Source organism: Paenibacillus motobuensis (genome assembly GCF_039521865.1).
Classification (GTDB): domain Bacteria; phylum Bacillota; class Bacilli; order Paenibacillales; family Paenibacillaceae; genus Fontibacillus; species Fontibacillus motobuensis.
Genome location: NZ_BAAACX010000004.1, coordinates 383,445 through 406,827, shown reverse-complemented (window position 1 = coordinate 406,827; position 23,383 = coordinate 383,445). Strand labels below are relative to the sequence as shown.

Below are 23,383 nucleotides of genomic sequence, written 5' to 3'. Positions count from 1 at the left end.
CTCCCCTTTATAAATAGTCTAATTTATTGGAGGGAAAGACTCCACTTTTATTAGGGGGCCGTGAGGATAATGCAGTTTTTCTCTCCGAGAACGCCTGATTTTGGATAAAAGCCTGCAAAGATGCAGGCTTTTTCACTTAAATTCTCTAAATCCCTCACTTTCGCTGAAAAAAGATGCTTGTATGCATGAATTCCGATATTCTTCTTCTACCGAGAAGGAAAAACTGCATTTTTGCAGTTTTTATCTCACGTCGAACGGCAATCCTCACAATCTCGTTATAGCGGCCTATTTGGCACCTTACTAGCATCGCTTCTATACCCCAAGCCCCATTCCTCACCCTTATCGAACTATACCCAATTTACAACAACCGCTGAATCTTCCCCGCATTCAATTCATAACGAACAATATGCCTGCCTTCCTTACCGGCAATGGGGGTGAAGTAACCTTTGGTACAAAGGGTCTGGAGCAGTTTAACGGCGGTACGGTGGTTTAGATCGAGTTGTCTCACTATATCTATCGGTCGCAAAGGACGGGCGAGGGTGATGGCCAGACGGATCATTTCCCGTTCAGTGATAGTCTCCAGATCATTTGTAGCGGCCGCGGAGTTGTAGCGGCTGAACACCATACGCAATAATGTCATGCACAGTTCAGGACGCTGGGCGACGTCGTCATAGGCGAAGGAGATCACCTGATATCCCATGGCGGATAAGAATGTTTCTCGATTCAACTCATTACAATATTTTTGTCTGTCCATATCCCGGACATGTGGACCGTATCCCTTGATCTCGATAATCAGCTTTACATATCCCGGCAGCCAGGCAAAATCACAAAAGTAGGAGATTCCTCTCCAGTCAAGCACTTCAAACTCAGGGTGTAGATCGTTAAAGTTGCCTCTCAGCGGCCACCAAACATTGCGGCAAAACAGTATTTCAGCTTCCCGATGTCCTCGTTCCAAACGCCCTCTCCGTTCACCTGTTCTCTGGACTATATGATTTTGAATAAAATCCGAATGAGCCGCCTCAAATCCCATTGTCATCTTAACCTCCTTATTAAATAGAAAAAACGCCCCGATTCCATAGCAAATATGGATCGGGACGTTCTTCGTCACTTGATCATCATTATATTATAAATTGGAGCATTTATCCAATTCGAGTGAGGTTGGTGCTATAAACAATCTGCTGATTTAAACCGCTATTTTGCCTGCTGGCTCTAAGCTTTTTAAAATTCCATATCGCAAGAAAACCAAACTTTTGGGTTTTGGTTATTCATCATCGACTAGCCCCATTAGAGGTTTTTTATGAACATTTTATGAGACTCTTGCATACACTTAGGAACACGAGAGGACAGGGAGCGGGGGGCAATCGTTTGCGGGTCCATGGGATGATGGTTCGCAACTGGGTGATAAACACGCGTGTACAGCTGGGAAAAGGATATTAAGAGTAAGATTGTATGGATGATATAACCGAAAGGCAACGTAAGTTACTGATCGGACATATGTTGAACTTGGTGGCTAGGCAACGGCAAAATTTTCGGCATAAAGAGGATCACAGCGAACATTTCGAAATTCGTAATTTCGCGCGGGAATATGCGGATGATAAATGTGCATTTTGCATTTGTAAATAGGGTCAACACGAAGATCTTAGGAGGGGTAACATGTCATTTGAATTGGCGGAAGCGCAGTTGTTGAAACGGGGAGTCAAGCTTGAGGAGATTGCCAAGATTGTTTATAAGCTTCAATTGCCTTATCATGATGATTTGACGGTAGAACAATGCTATGATAGCGTGAAGGCGGTATTGCAAAAACGCGAGGTTCAGTATACGCTTTTTACGGGAATTGCGCTGGATGAACTGGCGGAGCAAAAGCTGCTCCCTGAGCCTCTGCAATCGATTATGGAAGCGGATGAACCGCTATATGGCGTGGATGAGACAATGGCGCTGGGCATTACTAGTGTGTTTGGGATGATTGGGCTGACGAGCTTCGGTTATCTGGACAAGGTTAAGCCTGATTTGATCGGCAGACTGAACAATCAGGGAGATCATATTCATGTTTATTTGGATGATCTTGTTGCAGGGCTTGCTGCCGCTGCTTCGGCACGGATCGCCCATAGAAGTCAAAAGGCAACAAACTACTCCAAGAGTTGATTTATTGATTTATTATGCTTGTTCTAACAAGCCTGGTGGACTTGTTGAACTTCCCCTAATTAAGTCATAAAATGCCGGAGTTTATGCGGGCTCCGGCTTGCTTTTAACTCCCTTGCTCTGTTGCGGGACTTTTGAACATTATGTTATCATTACTCTATTATACGGGCTTAAGTTGAGAGGTTAGGGGGCTTTGAGTAGGGCATGTGGACCGTAATGTATATTGCTCCTACCGCTAAGATTGCGGAAATGATCAAATCAAAACTCACAGAGGAAGGCTTTCTAGTCCAAACACGTCCTGTTAATTTATCCAAACAGCAGTTTGAAATATTGGTTCCTTCCGGGGAGCTGGAAGAAGTTCAAGAAGTATTGAATTCTATATTGCATCCCTAAATGACAAGGAGACAACATTACATGTTATGTCCTTGTTTTCAGGTGCAATAGAGGAAGTTCAAAAATGCATTCGGCATCGAACCTTGAATTTAGCCGGGCCTAAGCTGATGCTTGCGAAGTCATTTTCAAGAGGAAACATCTCAGATCCTCACGTACCAAAACGTACGCTGGCTACTCTTGCCCTAGCTTTATCCAGTCTTCTCGGTGCTGAAAATCGGCCTTTTTGAACACTTACTAATAATAAATTAACGGCTGAAGAGGTGTAGCTGTGTTTAAAGACTTATTTCAGAAAAAAAGAAAATACGCGACCATTCCTTCAGAACGTTTGGGGAGCGACGCGAATGCTACGTCGGCGGAACGGCCGAAGCGTGAAATCCCAGAAGGTCTGATGAATAAGTGCAGCCGCTGCGGCAGCATACAATACAGCAAGGAGCTTGAGAAGAACCTTAAGGTATGTCCTTCTTGCGGCTATCATATGCGCCTTAACGCGATGGAACGGATCCGTATGACGATGGATGAAGATAGCTTCACCGAGTACGATCGGGATCTGGTATCTGAAGACCCGCTTGAATTCCCAGGATATGCGACTAAGCTTGCGCAGCAGGCTCTGAAGTCGGGACTTCGTGAAGCGGTCGTCACGGGTGAAGGAACGATTGGTGGATTTCCGGTCGTTGTTGCTGTAATGAGTTTTGATTTCTTTACGGGAAGCATGGGCTCGGCTGTTGGCGAGAAAATTACGCGCGCCATTGAAGCGGCGACAGCCAAACGTCTTCCTATAATTATTTTCTCAACATCGGGCGGGGCTCGTATGCAAGAGAGTATCCTCAGTCTGATGCAGATGGCGAAGACGAGTGCAGCTTTAGCCCGCCATAATGAACAGGGTGGATTCTACATTTCGGTCATTACCGATCCGACTACGGGAGGGGTATCGGCCAGCTTTGCTATGCTTGGTGATATTATCATCGCTGAGCCGGGAGCTGTGTTCGGATTTGCCGGGAGAATTGTCATTGAGCAGACGATTCGTCAGAAGCTGCCAGATGATTTCCAGACCGCGGAATTTAACCTGCAGCACGGTCAGTTAGACCTCGTAGTTCATCGTAAAGAGCTTAAGGCGATGCTGACCAAATTGATCGACTTGCACAGCGTGAAGGGAGGAGCATAAATGGCTGGAGAATTGCCTTTTGAGACACCTCTTGTGAAACTGCGTGAGAAAATTAATGAACTGAAGCAGTTTGGCCAGGAGAAGGGAATCGATTTCAGCGATGAAGTTGCACGGCTGGAGGAACGTTACAAGCAGCTGGAGGAAGAAATATACAGCTACATAACGCCATCGCAGAAGATGCATCTGGCTAGACATCATCAGCGTCCAACCTCGTTGGATCTGATTAACCTGATCTTTGAAGATTTCATTGAGCTGCATGGGGACCGTCAATTTGGAGACGATCTAGCCATTGTGGGCGGTCTGGCTAAGCTGGATGGAACCGCTGTTACGGTCGTCGGCCAGCAACGCGGTAAGGATACGAAGGACAATATCGCCCGATTCTTCGGTAGCCCGCATCCGGAAGGGTTCCGCAAGGCACTGAGACTGATGCATCAAGCTGAGAAGTTCGGCAGACCCGTTATCACCTTTATTGATACCAAAGGCGCTTATCCAGGCAGTACAGCAGAGGAGAGAGGCCAATCCGAGGCGATCGCCCGCAACCTGTTGGAGATGGCTGGGCTTCGCGTACCTGTGATTTGTGTAGTTATTGGCGAAGGCGGCAGCGGTGGCGCTCTAGCACTTGGTGTCGGCAACCGTGTTCTTATGCTGGAGAACGCTATATATTCTGCGATCTCGCCAAACGGAGCAGCTTCGATCTTGTGGAAGGATGCCTCCAAGGCGGATAAGGCGGCCGAAGCGATGAGGATTACTGCTCAGGACCTGTTGGAGATGGAAGTCATCGAAGGTATTATTCCTGAACCACGCGGTGGTGCTCATCGTGATTACGAGACAACCGCAACAGCGATCAAACAGGAGTTGCTTATTCAATTGCAGGAATTGTCCATTATGAATTCGGACGAGCTGCTGGAGGATCGCTACAGAAAGTTTCGTAAAATCGGCAAATTTACGGAGAAGGCAGAAACTTATGCCGAACTTTCCAATTCCGATGAAGCGGCAACTGCTGAGCCTGTGCTGGAAGTCAAGCAAGAGCTGGACGAAAAACATGCGGAAGATAAAGACAAAGTTGTTATAGAATCTACCGGTTCAGGAAATGAATAGGACAGTTATATTGTTAATATGACAAATTCCCTATACAAATCGGTCAAACTGTAGTAAATTTAGTTGTTGGAAAAGATGAATTAAAAAAGTATAGAGAGAACCTAAAAACGGAGGAAACCCAAAATGCGCAAAACAAAAATCGTATGTACTATCGGTCCTTCCAGTGAATCGTTAGAAAACACCAAGAAATTAATCATGGCCGGAATGAACGTTGCTCGCCTGAACTTCTCGCATGGTGATTTTGAGGAGCATGGCAACCGAATCAAGACGATTCGCCAAGCGAGCAAAGAGTTGGGGAAAACGATCGCCATACTGCTGGACACCAAAGGTCCTGAAATTCGCACCGGTAAATTGAAAGAAGAGCCAATTGAACTTGTACAAGACGAGTTCATCACTTTGACCACCGAAGAAATCCTCGGTGACAAGAGCCGTATCTCCATTACCTACAAAGAGCTTCCTGGAGATGTGAAAGTGGGTTCGACTATTCTGATCGACGATGGTTTGATCGGATTGACCGTTGAAGAAGTTCAAGGTACGGAAATCAAATGCCGCATTGTTAATGGCGGTACGATCAAGAGCAAGAAGGGTGTTAACGTTCCAGGCGTAAACATCTCTTTGCCAGGTATTACAGAGAAAGACGCTAACGATATCAAGTTTGGGGTTGAACAAGGCATCGATTTCATTGCGGCTTCCTTCGTTCGTAAAGCAAGCGACGTACTTGAAATTCGTAAACTGCTCGAAAGCTTAAACGCAGCACATATCCAAATTATCTCGAAGATTGAGAACCAGCAAGGTGTGGACAACCTGGATGAAATCCTTGAAGTGTCTGACGGCTTGATGGTAGCACGTGGTGACCTTGGCGTGGAAATTCCTGCTGAAGATGTGCCACTCGTGCAAAAATTGATGATCGAGAAATGTAACCGTGCTGGTAAGCCAGTTATTACTGCAACGCAAATGCTCGACTCCATGCAGCGCAACCCAAGACCTACCCGCGCTGAAGCAAGTGACGTAGCGAATGCGATCCTTGACGGCACAGATGCAATCATGCTCTCCGGCGAGACGGCTGCTGGTAAATATCCGGTAGAGTCTGTTCAGACGATGTCCCGCATCGCTGAGAAGGCTGAGTCTGCGCTTGACTATCATGGAATTCTCGTGAAGCAAAGAATCGCTCAAGAGACTACCGTTACCGAAGCAATCAGCCAAGCTGTAACGACTTCAGCGCTTGAACTGAACGCTAAGGCGATCATCACTTCGACAGAAACAGGCTATACGGCTCGTATGGTATCGAAGTATCGTCCACAAGCACCGATCATTGCTGTAACGACTCAAGATCAAACCTTGCGTCGCCTTGCTTTGAACTGGGGCGTTATTCCGGTTAAAGGTCATACAGCTACATCTACGGATGAAATGTTCGACAATGCTATGAAGGGCGGACTTGATTCCGGTGTCGTTGTTGATGGAGATCTCGTAGTCATTACGGCTGGAATTCCACTTGGAAGCTCCGGTTCGACGAACCTGATCAAAGTTGGCCAAGTTCATAACTAATTTATAAGATGCACGGTTATGTGCATAGAGATAAGAAGCAATGGGACAACCGGCGACGGTGTGCCATTGCTTTTTTTTCAATAGAGATCGATATAATTAAGCACAAGAGGAGGAATTATAGAGCATGTATGTAAGTGAGCTCGGCATCACGCCTAAATATTTTGAATATGATATGATGGGAATTATTTATCACTCACATTATTTGGAGTGGTTCGAAGCCGGCCGGTTGAAGTTAATCCAGGATCTTGGCTTAAGCTATTTCGAGATGGAGAAGTCCGGTTACATCTCTCCGGTTCAAGAGATGAAAGTCGAGTATAAGCGGGGAATCCGTTATGGTGAAGAGGTGCTGCTTCGCACTTGGATCAAGCAGAACGGGGGAGTTAAGACCGAATATGCTTATGAAGTATTTAACGGAGAGGGGACATTATGTGTCGTAGGTACATCGGTCCATTATGTTGTTAGACGTGAGGACTTTAAGCCTGTGCAATTCAAAAAAGTGTTTCCTGAATGGTACTCGGCATTTGAGAAAGCGAGCAAGTCCTGAACAATTTTGATTCTGGAGTCTCAAAACGGTAAAATATGATTCATAGGAATTTCTTGCTGAAGAAACTTGCTAGTGAAAAGGAGTTATTTATGCGCAAATGGATTGCCGTTTTGATTGTATTATTTCCAATTGTAGAGTTTTGGGGATATGTTGAGGTTGGAGGAAGGCTGGGCGTAGGCAGGACGATCTTCCTGACCGTTGCGACTTCGATTATCGGCGGCTTGATGATGCAGTTCGAAGGCAGCAAGGTCATGGCAGATGCGAAATCGCAAATGAATGGCGGGCAGATTCCCGGACGCACGATGTTGGATGGAATGTGTGTGTTCTTCGGCGGAATTCTGCTGCTGATTCCCGGCTTTGTCACGGACATAATTGGGTTTACGATGGTGTTCCCGCTCACTCGTCTGATCTACCGGAAGCTGCTCTTGAAATGGATAGAGAAGAAGATGAAGGATGGTTCGATCACATTTTATCGTCGTTGACTTATGATGGTTTCATGTATACAATATTTAAAATTACTTGTTCAAAAAGGTCGGTTTTCAGTACTTTTTGAACTTCCTTTATATGAAATTCTACGATCGGGAGAGTAGCTCATACTAACCTGCAAATAGCGAGCCGGGACGGTGCAAGCCGGTGCAGAACAGGATGAGTGAAGCGCACCCGGGAGATGATCTTCTGAAGCTAAGGTGAGTAGGGAGATCCGGCAGCTGGACGTTAACCAGCCTTAAGCAGGTTGGATCAGTAGGTCCAGCACGTAGAGTGGTACCGCGGGAACATAAGTCTCTCGTCTCTTCAATAGAGATGAGGGGCTTTTTTATTTATCATTTTTGGATATAGCGATAAGGAGCTGAAGTAAATGGATATGGCAAAATCAAAGATTGCGCAATGGATCTCCGGACTGTTGACTGATACTCCTGCACAGGAGATTATGGCGATGCTGGAGTATCCGAAGGAGGAATCGCTGGGGGATCTATCCCTGCCCTGCTTCAAACTTAGCAAGAAGCTGCGGAAGTCTCCGATGCAAATTGCCACTGAATTGAAAGAAGCGTTAGAGGCGAAGGCAGAAGGAGATGAATTCATCGACCGGATCGAGGCGGTGTCCGGATACTTAAATCTGTTCCTGAAGCAGAGCTACCTCGCTGGGAACGTCGTGCTTACGATTCTTAACGCCGGAGAGCGTTACGGATCTAGAGACATCGGCGCCGGGAAGACGATTGTGATCGATTTCTCTTCGCCCAATATCGCCAAGCCATTTCACGTTGGCCATTTGCGTTCAACGGTCATCGGCAATGCGCTGTATCGAATTCATTCCTTTTTAGGCTATCAATCCATCGGTGTTAATCATCTAGGCGACTGGGGCACCCAGTTCGGCAAATTGATTGTCGCCTATCGACTGTGGGGGGATGAAGCACGGCTGGAGGAAGGGGCGATAGATGAACTGCTTGGTCTGTATGTGAAGTTCCATAAGGAAGCAGAACATGATCCTGGTCTGGAGGATGAAGCGAGAGCCTGCTTCCTGAAGATGGAGCAAGGTGATGAGGAAGTGTTGGCCCTTTGGCAGCGCTTTGTCGATATCAGCCTGGCTGAGTTCCAGAAAATATATGATCTGCTCGGTGTAGAATTCGATTATTTTACAGGGGAGAGCTTCTATAACGATAAGATGGAGCCGGTCATCCAGGAACTGAAGGATAAGCAGCTTCTTGAGGAGGATGAAGGAGCCTGGCTCGTTCGTCTGGATCAATACAACATGGCTCCGGCTTTGATGTTGAAGAAGGATGGTAGCACCCTTTACCATACCCGTGATGTGACGGCGGCGCTCTACCGTAAGCAGACTTATTCATTCGACAAAGCACTGTATGTTACGGACTATGCACAGAATTTGCATTTTGCGCAATTGTTCAAGGTTGTAGGGCTGATGGGCTATGACTGGGCAGAAGATGAGATGATTCATGTTCCCTTTGGCCGAGTAACTCTGGAGGGCATGAGCTTATCGACCCGTAAAGGAAATGTCGTGAAGCTGGAGGAAGTACTGGAGCAGACGATTGAGAAGGTTAAGGAGATTATCGAAGTAAAGAATCCCCAGCTGCAAAATAAAGATGAGGTAGCTCGTCAGGTCGGAGTTGGCGCTGTCATCTTCAATGACTTGAGTGCGAACCGGATTAAGGATATCGTCTTCTCCTGGGATGATGCGCTTAGCTTCGAGGGCGAGACGGGGCCATATGCGCAGTATTGCTATGCGAGAACCTGCAGTGTATTGCGCAAAGCGGCCGGAGATCAGCTTGCCGGAAAGGCAATAGTTGATGCCTTACTACTTGCTGAACAATTCGATCCTGCCAAGCTGCAGCATCCTACCGAGATCGCCATATTAAAAGAATTAGCCTTGTTCCCGGAACGAACTGTACAAGCCGCAGCCAAGCTGGAGCCGTCGATCGTTACTCGCTATTTGATTGACTTGGCTCAGGCCTTCAATCGCTTCTATCATGATTGTCCAATTCTCGTGGAAGATGAGAGGCTAAGAACGGCTCGTCTTGCCTTGGTTAAATGCGTACAAATTACACTTAAAAATGGATTCAATCTGATCGGATTACAAGCACCAGAGGAGATGTAGCTGTAGAGGGGAGCCGCTAGGCATTATTGCGCTCTTCCGTTCATGATATAGTCCCTCAACTCATGAAAGACGCCGGCTTTAATAACGGCATTAATAACGACAAGGGAGACAGGGCCGATAATAAGCCCGAGTACACCGAACAGCCGCAAGCCGACGAACAAAGAGATCAGAGTAGGCAATGGATCGAGTCCGACGCTGGTAGCCAGCACCTTGGGCTCGATCAGTTGTCTGGACACAAGAACAACTCCGTATAAAATAGAAAGACCGATGCCAAGAGCAATGTTGCCAGTCATGAAGGCGTAGACGAGCCAAGGGATGAGAATCGTGCCGACGCCTAAGTAAGGAAGCAAATCGACTAACCCGATCAGAATGGCATAAGTAACCGGCGAATCGACTCGCAGGATGAGAAGTCCGATGCAGACAACGAAGGCAGTAATCGAGATCATAATGAACTGGGCCCGCAGGTATCCGAATAGCGCCATTTGCAGATTACTCCGTATAATACCCCCCATTTTGAACCATCCCTTAGGCATAATTCCAAGGATCATGCGTTTGTTCTTGTCCCAACCGTTGCTAATGAAGAAGGCAGATAGCAGGATGATTAACAGAATAAGGCCTAGACTGGGCAATGAGGTAACCACGTTGATAACACCGTTCAGGAAGCTAGTAATGATTCTGGAAATTGCATTGCTAATCGTTAACGCGGCATTATCAATATTTTTGGTGAAAGTGTCACCGTAGCCTGGATTCCGTACGATAAAAGAATTTATTTCATTAAACAGCCGCTGCAGCTCCTCGTTCTGGCCCCAGGATATGAACTGATCACGCCACTCCCCGATATGCTCATTAGCGGTGTCGGCAAGATGGATCATTTCCTTAACCATACGGGTGACGGCTGCTGTAATGACGATGGCTCCGGCCGAGAAGTAGACAAGAATGGCCAGTATGACAGAAGCCCAGCGAGGCAGCCTCAATGTCTCTTGCATCCAACGTACGAATGGATTCATAGCATAGGCGATAATCCATGCGATCAGAAAGGGGTAGATGAGCGGCAGAACCCAGTAAAATAAAAGGCAGATCATCAGCACCGCAAGACATACCCAGGCACCACGCAGTATTCGTTTTACAACAACGTAATCCATTCGTATCCCTCCCCTTTGGACTGGACAGGTTTTACTCTATTTCTATTTCTCTTCCGAAATTAGTATTACAGAAACAATATTTATTGGATGATGTGACTTTTGTCGTTGCAATTCGGAAGAGATTACAAAAATTTCTTTATATATGTGAAAAAATAATTTGATGTGTCTATCATGACTCAAGTTGTTCCCTTGCTCCAAGAAATCCAGTATGATTATTTAAAAGAGTTTTAGTGTCAGATCCTCCCTAATATTTCATCCACGATGCTATATTACGAAAATTTTAAACTTCAAAATTGAAAATGTTTTCAATGGTTTATTTTCCCAATTTCGTATTTGAAGGAGAGATGTACATGACAGCTACCAAAGGACTTGAGGGTATTGTCGCTGCGACTTCCTCAATCAGCTCCATACATGATGGCGTGCTGGCTTATCGAGGTATTAATATCGATGATCTGGCGGAACGGGCAAGTTTCGAAGAGACTGCTTATCTGCTATGGTATGGGAAGCTGCCAACTCAGACCCAGCTTGCTTTCCTACAGCAGCAGTTGAGTGATTATGCGGCTATTCCGGGGCCATTGCTGGCCCAATTGAAGTTGTTCCCGTCTGATGCTAACACGATGGCCGTTTTGCGTACAGCCGTATCGGCACTAGCTCTATATGATGAGAATGCGGATGATATCTCCAGAGAAAGCAATCAGATCAAGGCGATTAAATTACAGGCGCAAATTCCTACGATTATTGCCGCTTTTGCCCGGATTCGCGAAGGCAAGGAGCCACTTGCTCCATTGCAGAATGTATCGATCGCGCACAATTTCCTGTATATGATGACCGGTGAAGAACCGGATGTCGTAGCAGTCAAAGCTCTGGACCAGGCGCTTGTGCTGCATGCTGATCATGAGCTGAATGCTTCAACCTTCTCGGCTCGCGTGACCATTGCGACGCTCTCGGATATTTATTCGGGGATTACGGCTGCGATTGGAACCTTGAAGGGACCGCTGCATGGTGGTGCGAATGAAGCCGTGATGAAGATGCTGTCCGAAATCGGCAGCCTTGATAATGTAGAGTCTTATATTCTGAATAAGATCGCGAACAGAGAAAAGATTATGGGCTTTGGACATCGCGTATACAAGAACGGCGATCCGCGTGCCAAGCATCTGCAGAAGATGTCTCGACAGCTCGGCTTGCTTAAGGGAGACTCTACCTTATTTGAAATGTCATCAAGAATTGAAGAATTGGTAACAGGCCAGAAGGGCCTCAGACCGAATGTCGATTTCTATTCTGCTTCGGTATATACCATGCTTGGAATTCCATCCGATTTATTTACTCCGATCTTCGCGATCAGCCGCTTGTCCGGTTGGTCTGCACATATTCTCGAACAGCTTGACGATAACCGGATTATTCGTCCGCGCGCTGAATACACGGGTCTTATTAATCAGAAATATATTCCAATCGATCTAAGATAATGGTCTGGCGGGAATTCTTCCCGCCAGTTATGTTAGAATGAGAACAGGTGAATAGCCTGTTCATTCAATATATACGAGGAGGAACCTATAAACATGCTGCAACTTTCTAAGTTTGACCTTCCAACAGAAGGAGAAAAAATCGTAATCGATAACGGCAAATTGCAAGTTCCTAACAACCCAGTTATCCCGTTCATTGAAGGGGATGGAACAGGCCGTGACATTTGGAGAGCGTCCAAGCGCGTATTGGATGCTGCGGTAGAGAAGGCTTATAACGGCGAGAAGAAGATCGCCTGGTACGAAGTGTTTGCAGGGGAAAAAGCCTTCAATACATACGGAGAGTGGCTACCGGCTGATACGCTGAATGCAATCCGTGAGTATATTGTGGCGATCAAAGGGCCGCTTACGACCCCGATCGGTGGGGGGATTCGCTCCTTGAACGTGGCGCTGCGCCAAGAGCTTGACCTGTATGTATGTCTGCGTCCTGTACGTTATTTTGACGGTGTACCTTCTCCAGTGAAGCGTCCGGAGCTGGTAGATATGGTCATTTTCCGTGAGAATACAGAGGATATCTATGCAGGCATCGAATACAAGGAAGGCTCTGAAGAAGTGAAGAAAGTGCTCAGCTTCCTGCAAAATGAGATGGGCGTTAATAAAATTCGTTTCCCTGAGACTTCAGGAATCGGCATTAAGCCGGTATCGGAGGAAGGTTCGAAGCGGTTGGTTCGCGCGGCAGTTGAGTATGCGATCAAGCATAACCGCAAGAGCGTAACCCTCGTTCACAAAGGGAACATTATGAAGTTCACAGAAGGCGCCTTTAAAAATTGGGGCTATGAAGTGGCTGAAGCCGAGTTTGGCGATAAAGTATTCACATGGGCTGAATATGACCGCATCAAGGAGCAATCCGGAACAGATGCAGCCAACAAGGCGCAGCAGGATGCGCAAGCAGCCGGCAAGATCATCATTAAGGATGCGATCGCCGATATTGCCTTGCAACAGGTATTGACTCGTCCGACTGATTTTGATGTGATTGCAACGCTGAACTTGAACGGTGACTACTTGTCCGATGCTCTGGCAGCGCAAGTAGGCGGGATTGGCATTGCTCCAGGAGCGAATATCAACTACGTAACAGGACACGCCATCTTTGAAGCTACGCATGGTACGGCTCCGAAATATGCGGATCTGGACGTGGTAAATCCGGGCTCGGTCATTTTGTCTGGCGTTATGCTGCTTGAGCACTTGGGCTGGCAGGAAGCGGCTGACCTGATCTATAACGGTCTGGAGACTTCGATCAACAACAAGACGGTAACTTATGATTTTGCCCGTCTGATGGAAGGCGCAACTGAAGTGAAATGCTCGGAATTCGCCGATCACGTCATTAATAATATGAAATAATAGGGAGCCTAGAAGAACGCTCGTTATTCTAGTTAGTAGTCTTCAAGAGGAAGGAGTCTCCTTTGGTAGGAGGCTCCTTTTATTTATTGGCAATGATAGGTATAATAGATTGTAATAAATCTAATTTATTTTGGAAGGATGATGGAGTTGTATAAATTTATGCTATTTCTGCATATCGTAGGCACCTTGGCGTTAGGGTTCTACCTGGTGCTGCCTTTTGTAATGGCGAAAGTTAACAAATTGTCCCCTGCCGCGCAGGAAGGAACAATGAGCGCTGTGAAATCGCTGAACACCTTCGCACAAATTGGCCTTGTCATTCAATTATTGAGTGGCGGGTATATGATCAGTAAGGGAGAATATTCCGTACCTTGGATGATCATTATTGTCATCTTGTTCCTTGGCATCGGCGCTGTAGGCGGTATTATGGGTAAACCGCTGCGTCTGGCGATTGAAGGGATCCGGGCGAATCGCAGCATTTCCGCTGAGAGCAGCAAGCTAGCTACGTTGAGCTATGTCGTAGCGCTGCTTGTACTCCTGATCAGCTTCTTCATGGTATTCAGCTCTATCATTTAAACTTCTATATCATACTAAGTTAAGTTTAGAACTCCTGGTCTTCATCTATCGGATGGTGATCGGGAGTTTTTTGATTTTGTCATGTGCAGGACCGCATAACCTGCTTCCCCAGGCCCATCTTAATATAGATGGACAATAACTGAACAGGAAGGAAGCGACATATCGATATGGCTAGTAGTGGACAGAGTAAACCGACGATGCCGCCACAGCATCAGAATCAACAGCCTGGGTTGGAGCATAAGATGAATCCCCTGCCGGACTATGAGGGACCCTACAAAGCGGCCGGTAAGCTGATGAATAAAATAGCTCTAATCACCGGCGCTGACAGCGGCATAGGGAGGGCGGTTGCCGTTGCTTATGCCAAAGAAGGAGCAGATATCGCCGTTGTCTATTTAAGTGAGCATGAGGATGCCGCGAAGACGAAGCGAGAGGTTGAGCAGGAAGGCAGAAAATGTCTGCTGATCCCAGGGGATATCGGGAATGAGACTTTTGCGAAGCAGGCTGTGCAGCAAACCGTAGACCAACTGGGAGGCCTGGACATTCTCGTAAATAATGCTGGCGAGCAGCACCCACAGCAGGATATTGCCGCCATTACCTCCGAGCAGCTTGAGAAGACATTCCGCACGAATGTATTTGGCATGTTCTATCTGACTCAGGCGGCGTTACCGCATATGAAGAAGGGCAGTGCGATTATTAACACTGCTTCTATAACCGCCTACAGGGGCAACCCAACGTTAATTGACTATTCGGCATCGAAGGGGGCGATTGTCAGCTTTACTCGTGCCCTGTCGATGAACATCGTGGGCAAGACGGGGGTTCGTGTCAATGCAGTGGCCCCGGGCCCGATCTGGACGCCGCTGATCCCCTCGACCTTCGATGAGCAGCAAGTATCCAAGTTCGGCGGGGACACTCCGATGCAGCGACCTGGCCAGCCGGAGGAACTCGCCCCGGCGTATGTCTATCTAGCTTGCGACGATTCCTCCTACATGAGCGGGCAAGTACTCCATATTAACGGCGGGGAGATCGTTAACGGCTAACAGAGTGTGAAGCAGAGCAAGCTCTAGGAATTCAAAAGCCCTCCTGATTATGCTTCTTCTGAAGAAGCTTGATCAGGAGGGCTTAATATTGCTTAGAACATATTCTAACGAAACTGGGTATCGCTATTTGATGCTAATTAACATTCCGGTTACTCGGACAGCTCATCAAGCGTCATCTCGAATCCAGGGGCAAAATGCTCCAGGAAGTAGCCGATTTCCGGCAGGTTCAGCTTATCCAGCTTGTCATGGAGCTGTTCCTTCGCGACGGCGAACTCCCGATTGCCGCAGGTAAGCTCCCAGGTGCATTTCAAATATGCATCGAGGCTGTCGGCCGCTTTGACATATTTGAACAACTCAGCATCCGAAGGGTTCGTATCTGCTCCGTTAGGGAACAGCATGACCTGATAGCTGGAACGAAGCTCCGGCGGAACCATAGATAGCAAGCGCTCACCGGCAATGCTCTCCATCTCGCGGAAGCTGCCGAGCAGCTTCGGATTATGATGCTTTACTGGGGTTGGAATATCGCCGGTGAATACCTCTGTGGCATCATGGAACAATGCCAGCGTCGCAGCGCGTTCCGCATTCAGCTGACGTTGGAACAGCTTATTGCCGATTTCGCATAACAGATGCGTGAGCAGCGCGACATGGAATGAATGCTCAGCTACATTTTCTTCAGTGGTGCTCCGCATCAGACTCCACCGCTTGATCGAGCGCAGACGATACATATAAGCGGAAAAATGATAATTCATCAGTGATAAACCTCTCTTTTTTTAGGGGAAAGTCTGTATAATTTTGTAACCTGAAACATTGTACTATGTTATTATAAAACTATTGAAGAGGATAAAGCTATCGGCAGCATGCAATGATTGTAATGCTTTTGTGTCATTTTGGACAATCGAGAGGAGAGCGTGGTCTATGCAACAAATTCAAGAGAGTATTTATGAATTGATTGTTGAAACTTCGACGAATTTACCAGGCGATGTACGGCGGGCGATTAATCGGGGAAAAGCGCGGGAGAATCAAGCGACACGGGCTGGGCTGGCTCTGTCAACGATCTCGAAGAACATAACTATGGCCGAAGAACAAGTGTCTCCGATCTGTCAGGATACAGGGATGCCTACCTTTATTATTCATACACCGATAGGCGTTAATCAGCTTGAGATTAAGAGAGCCATCCATGCTGCGCTGCAAAGAGCGACTAAGGAGGGTAAGCTGCGCCCGAATTCTGTTAATTCGCTGACAGGGGAGAATAGCGGTGATAATCTGGGTCCGGGCACGCCGGTGGTTCATTTTGAACAGTGGGAGAATGATTATATAGATATGCGTCTGATCCTCAAAGGCGGTGGTTGTGAGAATAAGAACATTCAATATTCTCTGCCGACAGAGCTTGAAGGACTTGGACGTGCTGGCCGAGACCTGGACGGTATCCGTAAATGCATTCTGCATGCCGTATATCAGGCACAAGGACAAGGATGTAGTGCCGGATTTATTGGAGTTGGCATCGGTGGTGACAGAACGACGGGCTATGAACTGGCCAAACAGCAATTGTTCCGTACTGTAGAAGATGTGAACCCGAACTCCGATCTACAACGGTTGGAGGATTATATTCTGGATAAAGCGAATGAGCTTGGGATCGGGACAATGGGCTTTGGCGGCGAGGTTACGTTATTAGGCTGCAAGATCGGCGCGGCGAACCGCTTGCCGGCGAGCTTCTTCGTCTCGGTAGCGTACAACTGTTGGGCTTTCCGTCGTCAAGGCGTAGAGATCGATCCAGCTACAGGTGGAATCGATAAATGGATCTATGAACGGGGTAATGAGGATCAGTCTACACAACAGGCCGTCCCTCAAGTAGCTGACCACACTTCTGAACAGACTGCAGCGTCCCAGTCTCGTGAGATCGTGCTGCAGACTCCGATCACCGAAGAACAAATCCGTAGCCTGCGCGTCGGTGATGTCGTTATTATCCAAGGCGAGATGCATACCGGTCGGGATGCTCTGCATAAATATCTGCTTGATCATGATGCACCGGTGGACCTTAACGGAGCGGTTATATACCACTGTGGACCGGTAATGCTTAAGGATGAAGAAGGCTGGCATGTGAAGGCGGCTGGACCGACGACGAGTATCCGGGAGGAGCCTTACCAAGCAGAGATTATCAAAAAGTTTGGTATTCGTGCGGTGATCGGCAAAGGCGGAATGGGGCCAAGGACGCTCGCAGCACTGAAGGAGCATGGAGGCGTATATTTGAATGCGATCGGTGGAGCGGCGCAATATTATGCAGAATGCTTCAAGCAGGTGAACGGTGTTGACTTCCTTGAATTTGGCGTTCCGGAAGCGATGTGGCATTTGGAAGTCGAAGGATTTGCTGCGATCGTGACGATGGACTCGCATGGTGACAGCCTGCATGCAGGCGTAGAACAAGCGTCGAAGGAGAAGCTGGCTTCTTTTAAAGAAGTGGTATTTAAATAGATGAAGACTTTTCGAACACGATTAACCATCATATTAATGGGCCTGATCGGCATTTCGATGCTGGCGGCAGGATTGACGATGGCCCAGCTATTTAGAGATTCACATATCCGGGCGTTAGAAGAGAATATGTCCCGGGAAATTGATCTGCTTCAGAGTACGTTCCAATTCAAACCTGTTGACTCGAATAGGGTGGAGGAATATTACTCGGAGCAATCGAGGAAGCTCGAGAATCTGATTGATTCCAGGGTAACCTTTATCGCTCTGGATGGGACAGTTATTGGAGATTCAGAAATGTCCCCCTCCAAGATGGACAATCATTTGCAGCGTAAAGAAATCATCTCGGCAGCCAAGGGGAATATTGGCAGTTCGATCCGCTTCAGTGAATCGATCGGTGAGAATATGCTCTATGTTGCCAAGCATGTTACTTCTGAGGACGGAAGCTACGATGGCTATATTCGCCTGTCGATGAGCCTCAGAATGGTTGAGAGGGATCTGAATAAAGGCTGGCTCATGATGGTGGGCGGTCTGCTGTTGTTATTCTTAGCTGCAACTCTAGTCAGCTACCGGATATCAAAAGGATTAACGAAGCCACTGGAGCATATTACTGTGGTGGCGAACCGGATCTCACGGCTCGATTATGATGCGAGGGTGCTATTATCGCGGCGTGATGAGATCGGACAGCTGGGGCTGGCTATCAATCGAATGGCTGGCAGTCTGCAAGAGCAGATGAAAGTGATCCGTTATAACGAGGATTTGTTGCAGAGCGTTCTCACGAATATGGTTGGCGGTATTCTAATGGTCGAAGCGGATGGACGTGTCGCTCTTATGAACCGGGAAGCGGAGCATTTTCTTCATGTGAATCAGGAAAAATTCATCGGCAAATCGTATTTGGAGCTGAAGCGGAATCATGACTTTCAGCAGTTTATGGCTGAGGGCATGGACACGAAGGAGTACCTCAAGGAAGAACGAAACGTATATGATCCCGAACAGCGCACGCTGCAGTTCGAGCGGGTGCCGATGTTCGAGGATGATGGCAAATACCGGGGGATGCTCTTCCTGCTGCAGGATGTTACGGAGATCCGCCGCCTGGAGACGATGCGAAGTCAATTTGTCGCGAACGTCTCACATGAATTGAAGACACCCATCGCCGCGGTGAAGGGCTTCGCAGAGACACTGCTTAGCGGTGGTGTGGAGGATAAGGAGACAGAACGATCCTTCCTGCAGATTATTTATGATGAAGGAGATCGGCTGAATCGGCTGATCGGCGATATTCTGGATCTGTCGAAGATTGAGTCCAAGCTGATTCCGCTTGAATATTCACCGATTCAGCTGAAGGAATTGATCAACCGCATATACGAAGTGTTGCTTCCGACAGCTTCTCGCAAGTCGATTATTATGAACAATAATGTTCCGGAGCATCTGTTCCTTGAAGGGGATGAGGATCGGCTCAGGCAAATATTTATGAATCTGTTATCGAATGCGATCAGCTACACACTGGAAGGTGGCAGGGTTAAGGTTGAAGCCGAAATCGTCAACTCAGATGATGATCATGAGGATGAGCGGGTAAGGATATCTGTGAGTGATACGGGGATCGGGATTCCAAAGAAGGATCTGCCACGTATCTTCGAGCGCTTCTATCGCGTTGATAAGGCGAGATCGCGCAGCTCAGGCGGTACAGGACTCGGTTTATCGATCGTCAAGCATCTGGTCGATCTTCATCACGGGACGATTATGGTGGAGAGCCGGGTCGGCGAGGGAACAACCTTTATCGTCGAACTACCGATTACACAAAATTTAGCATAAATCTGGTATGTCGTTAATTTTTATCATTATTTTACACTGCGTTAACATTGTGGTGCTATGCTGGGCTTGTCAGGAGGAATGGGTCCAAGTATGGAGCCCCTTCTCCTGGCTATATCCGTCCGGTATGGATATGTTAAGTTGTATAGTCATTTTACGAATCGACAGTAACAGGCATTCTTGAAATATGGGGGTTAATATGACTCAACGACTGCTAGTAATTGAAGATGAACCGACGTTATCAAGGCTTCTTTCCTACAATCTGACCAATGAGGGTTATCAGGTTACGGTTGCGGAAAATGGACAACTTGGCTTTGATATTGCGGCACAAGGAGAATTTGATCTGATTCTGCTTGATCTGATGCTGCCGGGGATGAACGGATTTGAGGTACTGGCCAAGCTGCGGCAGATGGGTGTGAAGACACCGATTATTATCCTGACCGCGAAGAATGCGGAGGAAGAGGTAGTACAAGGCTTGAAGTCTGGGGCCGATGATTATATTACAAAGCCGTTCGGTGTGGCTGAACTGCTTGCCAGGGTTGCGGCGGTGCTGAGAAGGTCGACGGGAATAGAGGAGAGGGAACCTCAGCAGGAGCAGGACGAAGCAAAGATATCGCTCGGACCGCTGGCGATCTTCCCGGACAAATACGAAGTCGTATTGAATGGCGAAGCGATTACGCTAAGGCCGAAGGAATTTGAGGTTTTGCTATACTTGGCTCGTAAGCCAGGGGTTGTGCTTACGCGGGACGACCTGATGAACTCGGTATGGGGCTTTGATTATATCGGCGGACAGCGCACGGTGGACGTTCATGTCAGCTCGCTGCGGAAGAAGCTGGAGCTTGATCCCGAATCGGTGCATATCGACTCGATTCGCGGTGTTGGATATAAGCTGGTTGTAAATAAGAAAAAGGGTGCTCTGCATGGGTAATCATTCCATGGGGCACCTCTTTTTTTTGGGCCTTAAATCCTATTTTTGAGTAATTTTACATAGATCTTAAGAATCACTAACATTCTGCGAACTAAAGAGTATTAAAATGTAAAAAAACATGTATATACATACCATTGAGGAGTGGTTGAGCATGGGATACGATACGTTGGTAATAGAACCGCAATTACAGGAGAGCAAGCATGACGAATTGCAGGATACGAAAAATGACCAGCCAGAGGCAGCTACGATTGAGAAAAGTCAGATCGAAATCGCCTCGTACACAAGAAATGTTCCAGCTATATCCGATAGTACATCATGCCAGCAAGTTCTGCATATATTTCAAAATAATCCTGCCCTTCCGTGCGTGGTCTCTTGTGACGATAGTAACATACCAACTGGATTGATCATGCGCGATAAATTTTATAAGCATCTTGCTAGCCGGTTTGCAGCAGATTTGTTCTACGATCGCCCTGCAGTCATGTTCGCGGAGAAGGAGTCGCTCATTTGCGAGAGATCTACTCCTGCACGTATGCTGCTGGACGCTGCCTTGGAACGCCATGATGCCGAATTCTATGATTGTCTGATTGTGACGAAGCAGAGGAAATTGTTTGGAGTTTTGACGACCCAGGATCTGATGCTTATCTCACGAGAATTGGAACGCATGACCGATCAGCTTCGCAGCCGTGTAATTCAGGAAAGCCAATCTCATGTACTGGAAATTGCCAGCTCGGTCCAGCAAGTATCATCGATCTCTCAGTTAAGTCTGAGTGAGTCGCAGAAGATGAGCTATCTGGCGAAGACGGGCCGTTCCGAGCTAGAGGAGCTTAAGACTTCATTCTCTCATGTGCTGGAGATGATGAAGCAGCAGCAAGGTCTTGTAACCCAGTTGCTTGAGCAGACGGATGAAATCTCATCTTTTACAGCCTCGATCCGGGAGCTGTCGGAACGCAGTAAAATACTTGCCATCAATGCTTCAATTGAATCTGCACGTGCAGGAGCATATGGTCAAGGCTTCTCCGTAGTGGCTAATGAGATGCGTCAGCTGGCCCAATCGACCAAGCAATTCTCCGAGGATATCGGACATGGTTTGGATATTATCCATACCTTGATCGAGCAGACGGCTTCTGCTGTATCATCAACTTCTTATGAGATGAGCGTAAGCAATGAGCGTGTAGGCAAAGCGGATGAGACCTTCCGTGATCTGGCGGACTCAGCCGATATCGCCAAGGACCGCGGCAGGGAGATGTCAGACTCCTCTACTGAAGCGACAAGGATTACAGGGGATGTGCTCCATAATCTGACCTCTCTTATGTAGTCCACTTTTGATCACAAAGTATAAAACTGAATTTTTTGAACTCATATTGATCACACTCATTTATAATCTTACAAAGCAGTTTTTACATTGCGTTTACATTTCCGGTCATTCTCTTTTACATAAGTGAGATACAATAAGGCAATGTGAAGGTTTAACTAAAGAAGGTGGATGAGATGGCAACGATAACAGCACCAAATGCAGTATCGACGGCAACGGCTATACAAATCGAACAATTAAATTTATTTTATAATCAGTTTCAGGCTCTCAAGAATATGTCGCTCGATATTCCGGAGAAGGCAATTACGGCCTTTATCGGTCCGTCGGGCTGCGGGAAGTCCACGCTGCTCCGGACGTTGAACCGAATGAATGATATGATCCCCGGAACCCGAGTTGAAGGAACCGTACGTATCGGCGGCAAAGATATTTACGGTGAGGACGTGGAAGTCGAGACACTCAGGAAACAGGTCGGTATGGTATTTCAGCAGCCGAACCCTTTTCCTAAATCGATTTATGATAATGTAGCCTACGGTCCGCGTCTGCACGGAATTACGAACAAGGCCGAGCTAGATGAAATTGTGGAGCAGAGCCTGCGCCAATCCGTTCTGTGGGATGAGGTTAAGGATTTCTTGAAGAAATCGGCCTTAAGCCTGTCCGGTGGACAGCAGCAGCGCTTGTGCATCGCCAGAGCGATTGCCGTGCATCCTGATATTCTATTGATGGATGAAGCTACTGCCGCACTTGACCCGATCTCTACACTCAAGATCGAGGAACTGGTTCAACAGCTGAAAGATAAATACACGATAGTGATGGTCACACACAATATGCACCAAGCAGCCAGAGTATCGGATAAAACTGTATTTTTCTTGAATGGTGAGATTATTGAAGCTGATGAGACGAGCAAATTGTTCTCGACGCCGCAGGATTCTCGTACTGAGGATTACATTTCCGGCCGCTTCGGTTGACATAAGGAGGATTATGAATGATACAAAGACGAGAGTTTGATCAGAATTTGAATGAGCTCCGTGAATTGCTGCAGAAGATGGGGGAGCATGTGGAGCATGCGCTGGTTGAATCTGTTGCTGCCTTGAAGAGTCTGGATTCCAAGCGGGCCAAAGACATCATAGATCGCGACCGTGAGCTGAACCAGATGGAGGAGCAGGTGATGGAGATCGGCTCGCGTCTTATCGTTACACAGCAGCCGGTAGCTAAGGATTTGCGTAGAATTTTAGTTGCTTTCCGGATCTCCAGTGACTTGGAACGGATGGGGGATCTAGCGATTGATATCGCCAAGGTGACACTTCGTCTTGAAGGTCAGACATTGATCAAGCCGCTTGTGGACATTCCAAAACTTGCCGAGCTCGTTGTAGCAATGATTCAAGAGTCGCTGCAATCCTATCTGGACGAGAATACGGACCTGGCTTATAAAATGGCTAAGGACGATGATGAAGTCGATCATCTGTACAGTCAGACTATAACCGATCTATATAAGATTATTATCGATCATCCTGAATCGCTGCATCAGGCCATGTCCTTAACCTTGGTCGGCCGTTATATAGAACGGATTGCCGATCATGCTACGAATATCGGGGAGAGTGCTGTATATTTAGTGACAGGGCATCGTCCTGACCTTAACCACTAATCGCATACCATTTTTGTCGAAAAGTGCCGGATAATTCTCCGGCGCTTTCTTTTTTATTATAAGGATGCCATGTGTTAGAATATAAGGAAGTAGTATCTATAAGAGGTTGTTTATGAACACGTACTATAAGGACGAG

At 47.2% G+C, this 23,383-nt stretch carries 21 protein-coding genes and 1 other annotated feature; of the genes, 18 read left to right on the top strand and 3 right to left on the bottom strand.

Annotated elements, in window-relative coordinates:
• Positions 1–358: 358 nt before the first annotated feature.
• Positions 359–1,030 carry a DUF559 domain-containing protein gene (locus ABD014_RS03200; protein WP_343857360.1) on the bottom strand — a complete coding sequence of 224 codons (672 nt, stop codon included), beginning with the start codon at positions 1,028–1,030 and terminating at the stop codon, positions 359–361.
• Positions 1,031–1,653: 623 nt separating this feature from the next.
• On the opposite strand from ABD014_RS03200, the gene ABD014_RS03195 reads away from it, so the two are divergent.
• From ABD014_RS03195 to argS, 8 genes are all read left to right on the top strand, one after another.
• On the top strand, positions 1,654–2,142 hold the full coding sequence (locus ABD014_RS03195) for a phosphatidylglycerophosphatase A family protein (protein ID WP_127001168.1): 489 nt from the start codon (positions 1,654–1,656) through the stop codon (positions 2,140–2,142).
• A 201-nt stretch (positions 2,143–2,343) separates the two neighbouring features.
• Positions 2,344–2,532, top strand: a complete 189-nt coding sequence (locus ABD014_RS03190; protein ID WP_068780313.1) for a glutamate decarboxylase — start codon at positions 2,344–2,346, stop codon at positions 2,530–2,532.
• A gap of 268 nt (positions 2,533–2,800) precedes the next feature.
• On the top strand, positions 2,801–3,694 hold the full coding sequence (gene accD / locus ABD014_RS03185) for an acetyl-CoA carboxylase, carboxyltransferase subunit beta (RefSeq protein WP_343857308.1): 894 nt from the start codon (positions 2,801–2,803) through the stop codon (positions 3,692–3,694).
• Complete coding sequence (locus ABD014_RS03180; RefSeq protein ID WP_343857306.1) at positions 3,695–4,792, top strand: acetyl-CoA carboxylase carboxyltransferase subunit alpha; 1,098 nt, start codon at positions 3,695–3,697, stop codon at positions 4,790–4,792.
• Between the two features lie 123 nt (positions 4,793–4,915).
• On the top strand, positions 4,916–6,337 hold the full coding sequence (pyk, locus tag ABD014_RS03175; RefSeq protein WP_343857304.1) for a pyruvate kinase: 1,422 nt from the start codon (positions 4,916–4,918) through the stop codon (positions 6,335–6,337).
• 124 nt (positions 6,338–6,461) lie between these two features.
• Positions 6,462–6,881 (top strand): acyl-CoA thioesterase, encoded by a 420-nt coding sequence (locus tag ABD014_RS03170; protein ID WP_251407564.1) that lies wholly within the window; start codon positions 6,462–6,464, stop codon positions 6,879–6,881.
• A gap of 89 nt (positions 6,882–6,970) precedes the next feature.
• Positions 6,971–7,363: an FxsA family protein gene (locus tag ABD014_RS03165; RefSeq protein ID WP_343857300.1), complete on the top strand. Its 393-nt coding sequence runs from the start codon at positions 6,971–6,973 to the stop codon at positions 7,361–7,363.
• 83 nt (positions 7,364–7,446) lie between these two features.
• Positions 7,447–7,676 (top strand) — a binding site (T-box leader).
• Positions 7,677–7,737: 61 nt separating this feature from the next.
• The gene (gene argS / locus ABD014_RS03160; protein WP_343857298.1) at positions 7,738–9,489 is read left to right on the top strand and encodes an arginine--tRNA ligase; all 1,752 of its coding nucleotides are present in this window, start codon (positions 7,738–7,740) and stop codon (positions 9,487–9,489) included.
• A 23-nt stretch (positions 9,490–9,512) separates the two neighbouring features.
• Here argS and ytvI read toward each other — a convergent pair whose 3' ends face one another.
• A complete protein-coding gene (ytvI, locus tag ABD014_RS03155) occupies positions 9,513–10,631 on the bottom strand; it encodes a sporulation integral membrane protein YtvI (protein WP_343857296.1) in 1,119 nt (372 codons plus the stop codon).
• Between the two features lie 350 nt (positions 10,632–10,981).
• On the opposite strand from ytvI, the gene ABD014_RS03150 reads away from it, so the two are divergent.
• From ABD014_RS03150 to ABD014_RS03135, 4 genes are all read left to right on the top strand, one after another.
• Positions 10,982–12,094, top strand: a complete 1,113-nt coding sequence (locus tag ABD014_RS03150) for a citrate/2-methylcitrate synthase (RefSeq protein ID WP_343857294.1) — start codon at positions 10,982–10,984, stop codon at positions 12,092–12,094.
• Between the two features lie 93 nt (positions 12,095–12,187).
• A complete protein-coding gene (gene icd, locus ABD014_RS03145; protein ID WP_343857291.1) occupies positions 12,188–13,486 on the top strand; it encodes an NADP-dependent isocitrate dehydrogenase in 1,299 nt (432 codons plus the stop codon).
• A gap of 147 nt (positions 13,487–13,633) precedes the next feature.
• On the top strand, positions 13,634–14,059 hold the full coding sequence (locus ABD014_RS03140; RefSeq protein WP_251408922.1) for a hypothetical protein: 426 nt from the start codon (positions 13,634–13,636) through the stop codon (positions 14,057–14,059).
• Between the two features lie 167 nt (positions 14,060–14,226).
• A complete protein-coding gene (locus ABD014_RS03135; RefSeq protein ID WP_343857286.1) occupies positions 14,227–15,096 on the top strand; it encodes an SDR family oxidoreductase in 870 nt (289 codons plus the stop codon).
• 149 nt (positions 15,097–15,245) lie between these two features.
• On the opposite strand, the gene yfbR is transcribed toward ABD014_RS03135, so the two are convergent.
• Positions 15,246–15,845, bottom strand: coding sequence for a 5'-deoxynucleotidase (gene yfbR / locus ABD014_RS03130; protein WP_343857283.1), 600 nt, complete (start codon positions 15,843–15,845; stop codon positions 15,246–15,248).
• A 166-nt stretch (positions 15,846–16,011) separates the two neighbouring features.
• On the opposite strand from yfbR, the gene ABD014_RS03125 reads away from it, so the two are divergent.
• The 6 genes from ABD014_RS03125 (at position 16,012) to phoU (ending at position 23,247) form a co-directional block, all read left to right on the top strand.
• Complete coding sequence (locus ABD014_RS03125; protein ID WP_343857280.1) at positions 16,012–17,565, top strand: fumarate hydratase; 1,554 nt, start codon at positions 16,012–16,014, stop codon at positions 17,563–17,565.
• Positions 17,566–19,368 carry a two-component system histidine kinase PnpS gene (gene pnpS, locus ABD014_RS03120; RefSeq protein ID WP_343857278.1) on the top strand — a complete coding sequence of 601 codons (1,803 nt, stop codon included), beginning with the start codon at positions 17,566–17,568 and terminating at the stop codon, positions 19,366–19,368.
• Positions 19,369–19,564: 196 nt separating this feature from the next.
• On the top strand, positions 19,565–20,293 hold the full coding sequence (locus ABD014_RS03115; protein WP_343857276.1) for a response regulator transcription factor: 729 nt from the start codon (positions 19,565–19,567) through the stop codon (positions 20,291–20,293).
• A gap of 151 nt (positions 20,294–20,444) precedes the next feature.
• Positions 20,445–21,608 (top strand): methyl-accepting chemotaxis protein, encoded by a 1,164-nt coding sequence (locus ABD014_RS03110; RefSeq protein ID WP_343857273.1) that lies wholly within the window; start codon positions 20,445–20,447, stop codon positions 21,606–21,608.
• 173 nt (positions 21,609–21,781) lie between these two features.
• Positions 21,782–22,570 carry a phosphate ABC transporter ATP-binding protein PstB gene (pstB, locus tag ABD014_RS03105; protein ID WP_343857271.1) on the top strand — a complete coding sequence of 263 codons (789 nt, stop codon included), beginning with the start codon at positions 21,782–21,784 and terminating at the stop codon, positions 22,568–22,570.
• Between the two features lie 17 nt (positions 22,571–22,587).
• Positions 22,588–23,247 carry a phosphate signaling complex protein PhoU gene (phoU, locus tag ABD014_RS03100; protein WP_343857270.1) on the top strand — a complete coding sequence of 220 codons (660 nt, stop codon included), beginning with the start codon at positions 22,588–22,590 and terminating at the stop codon, positions 23,245–23,247.
• Positions 23,248–23,383 lie beyond the last annotated feature (136 nt).

Excerpts from the sequence above, each read along its gene's own strand:
- pyk (WP_343857304.1), top strand. The coding sequence starts at position 4,916 with ATGCGCAAAACAAAAATCGTATGTACTATCGGTCCTTCCAGTGAATCG.
- ABD014_RS03190 (WP_068780313.1), top strand. The coding sequence starts at position 2,344 with ATGTGGACCGTAATGTATATTGCTCCTACCGCTAAGATTGCGGAAATG.
- ABD014_RS03200 (WP_343857360.1), bottom strand. The coding sequence starts at position 1,030 with ATGGGATTTGAGGCGGCTCATTCGGATTTTATTCAAAATCATATAGTC.
- ABD014_RS03115 (WP_343857276.1), top strand. The coding sequence starts at position 19,565 with ATGACTCAACGACTGCTAGTAATTGAAGATGAACCGACGTTATCAAGG.
- argS (WP_343857298.1), top strand. The coding sequence starts at position 7,738 with ATGGATATGGCAAAATCAAAGATTGCGCAATGGATCTCCGGACTGTTG.
- pnpS (WP_343857278.1), top strand. The coding sequence starts at position 17,566 with ATGAAGACTTTTCGAACACGATTAACCATCATATTAATGGGCCTGATC.
- ABD014_RS03125 (WP_343857280.1), top strand. The coding sequence starts at position 16,012 with ATGCAACAAATTCAAGAGAGTATTTATGAATTGATTGTTGAAACTTCG.
- ABD014_RS03110 (WP_343857273.1), top strand. The coding sequence starts at position 20,445 with ATGGGATACGATACGTTGGTAATAGAACCGCAATTACAGGAGAGCAAG.
- phoU (WP_343857270.1), top strand. The coding sequence starts at position 22,588 with ATGATACAAAGACGAGAGTTTGATCAGAATTTGAATGAGCTCCGTGAA.
- ABD014_RS03170 (WP_251407564.1), top strand. The coding sequence starts at position 6,462 with ATGTATGTAAGTGAGCTCGGCATCACGCCTAAATATTTTGAATATGAT.
- ABD014_RS03195 (WP_127001168.1), top strand. The coding sequence starts at position 1,654 with ATGTCATTTGAATTGGCGGAAGCGCAGTTGTTGAAACGGGGAGTCAAG.
- ABD014_RS03135 (WP_343857286.1), top strand. The coding sequence starts at position 14,227 with ATGGCTAGTAGTGGACAGAGTAAACCGACGATGCCGCCACAGCATCAG.
- ytvI (WP_343857296.1), bottom strand. The coding sequence starts at position 10,631 with ATGGATTACGTTGTTGTAAAACGAATACTGCGTGGTGCCTGGGTATGT.
- ABD014_RS03165 (WP_343857300.1), top strand. The coding sequence starts at position 6,971 with ATGCGCAAATGGATTGCCGTTTTGATTGTATTATTTCCAATTGTAGAG.
- ABD014_RS03150 (WP_343857294.1), top strand. The coding sequence starts at position 10,982 with ATGACAGCTACCAAAGGACTTGAGGGTATTGTCGCTGCGACTTCCTCA.
- pstB (WP_343857271.1), top strand. The coding sequence starts at position 21,782 with ATGGCAACGATAACAGCACCAAATGCAGTATCGACGGCAACGGCTATA.
- icd (WP_343857291.1), top strand. The coding sequence starts at position 12,188 with ATGCTGCAACTTTCTAAGTTTGACCTTCCAACAGAAGGAGAAAAAATC.
- ABD014_RS03180 (WP_343857306.1), top strand. The coding sequence starts at position 3,695 with ATGGCTGGAGAATTGCCTTTTGAGACACCTCTTGTGAAACTGCGTGAG.
- yfbR (WP_343857283.1), bottom strand. The coding sequence starts at position 15,845 with ATGAATTATCATTTTTCCGCTTATATGTATCGTCTGCGCTCGATCAAG.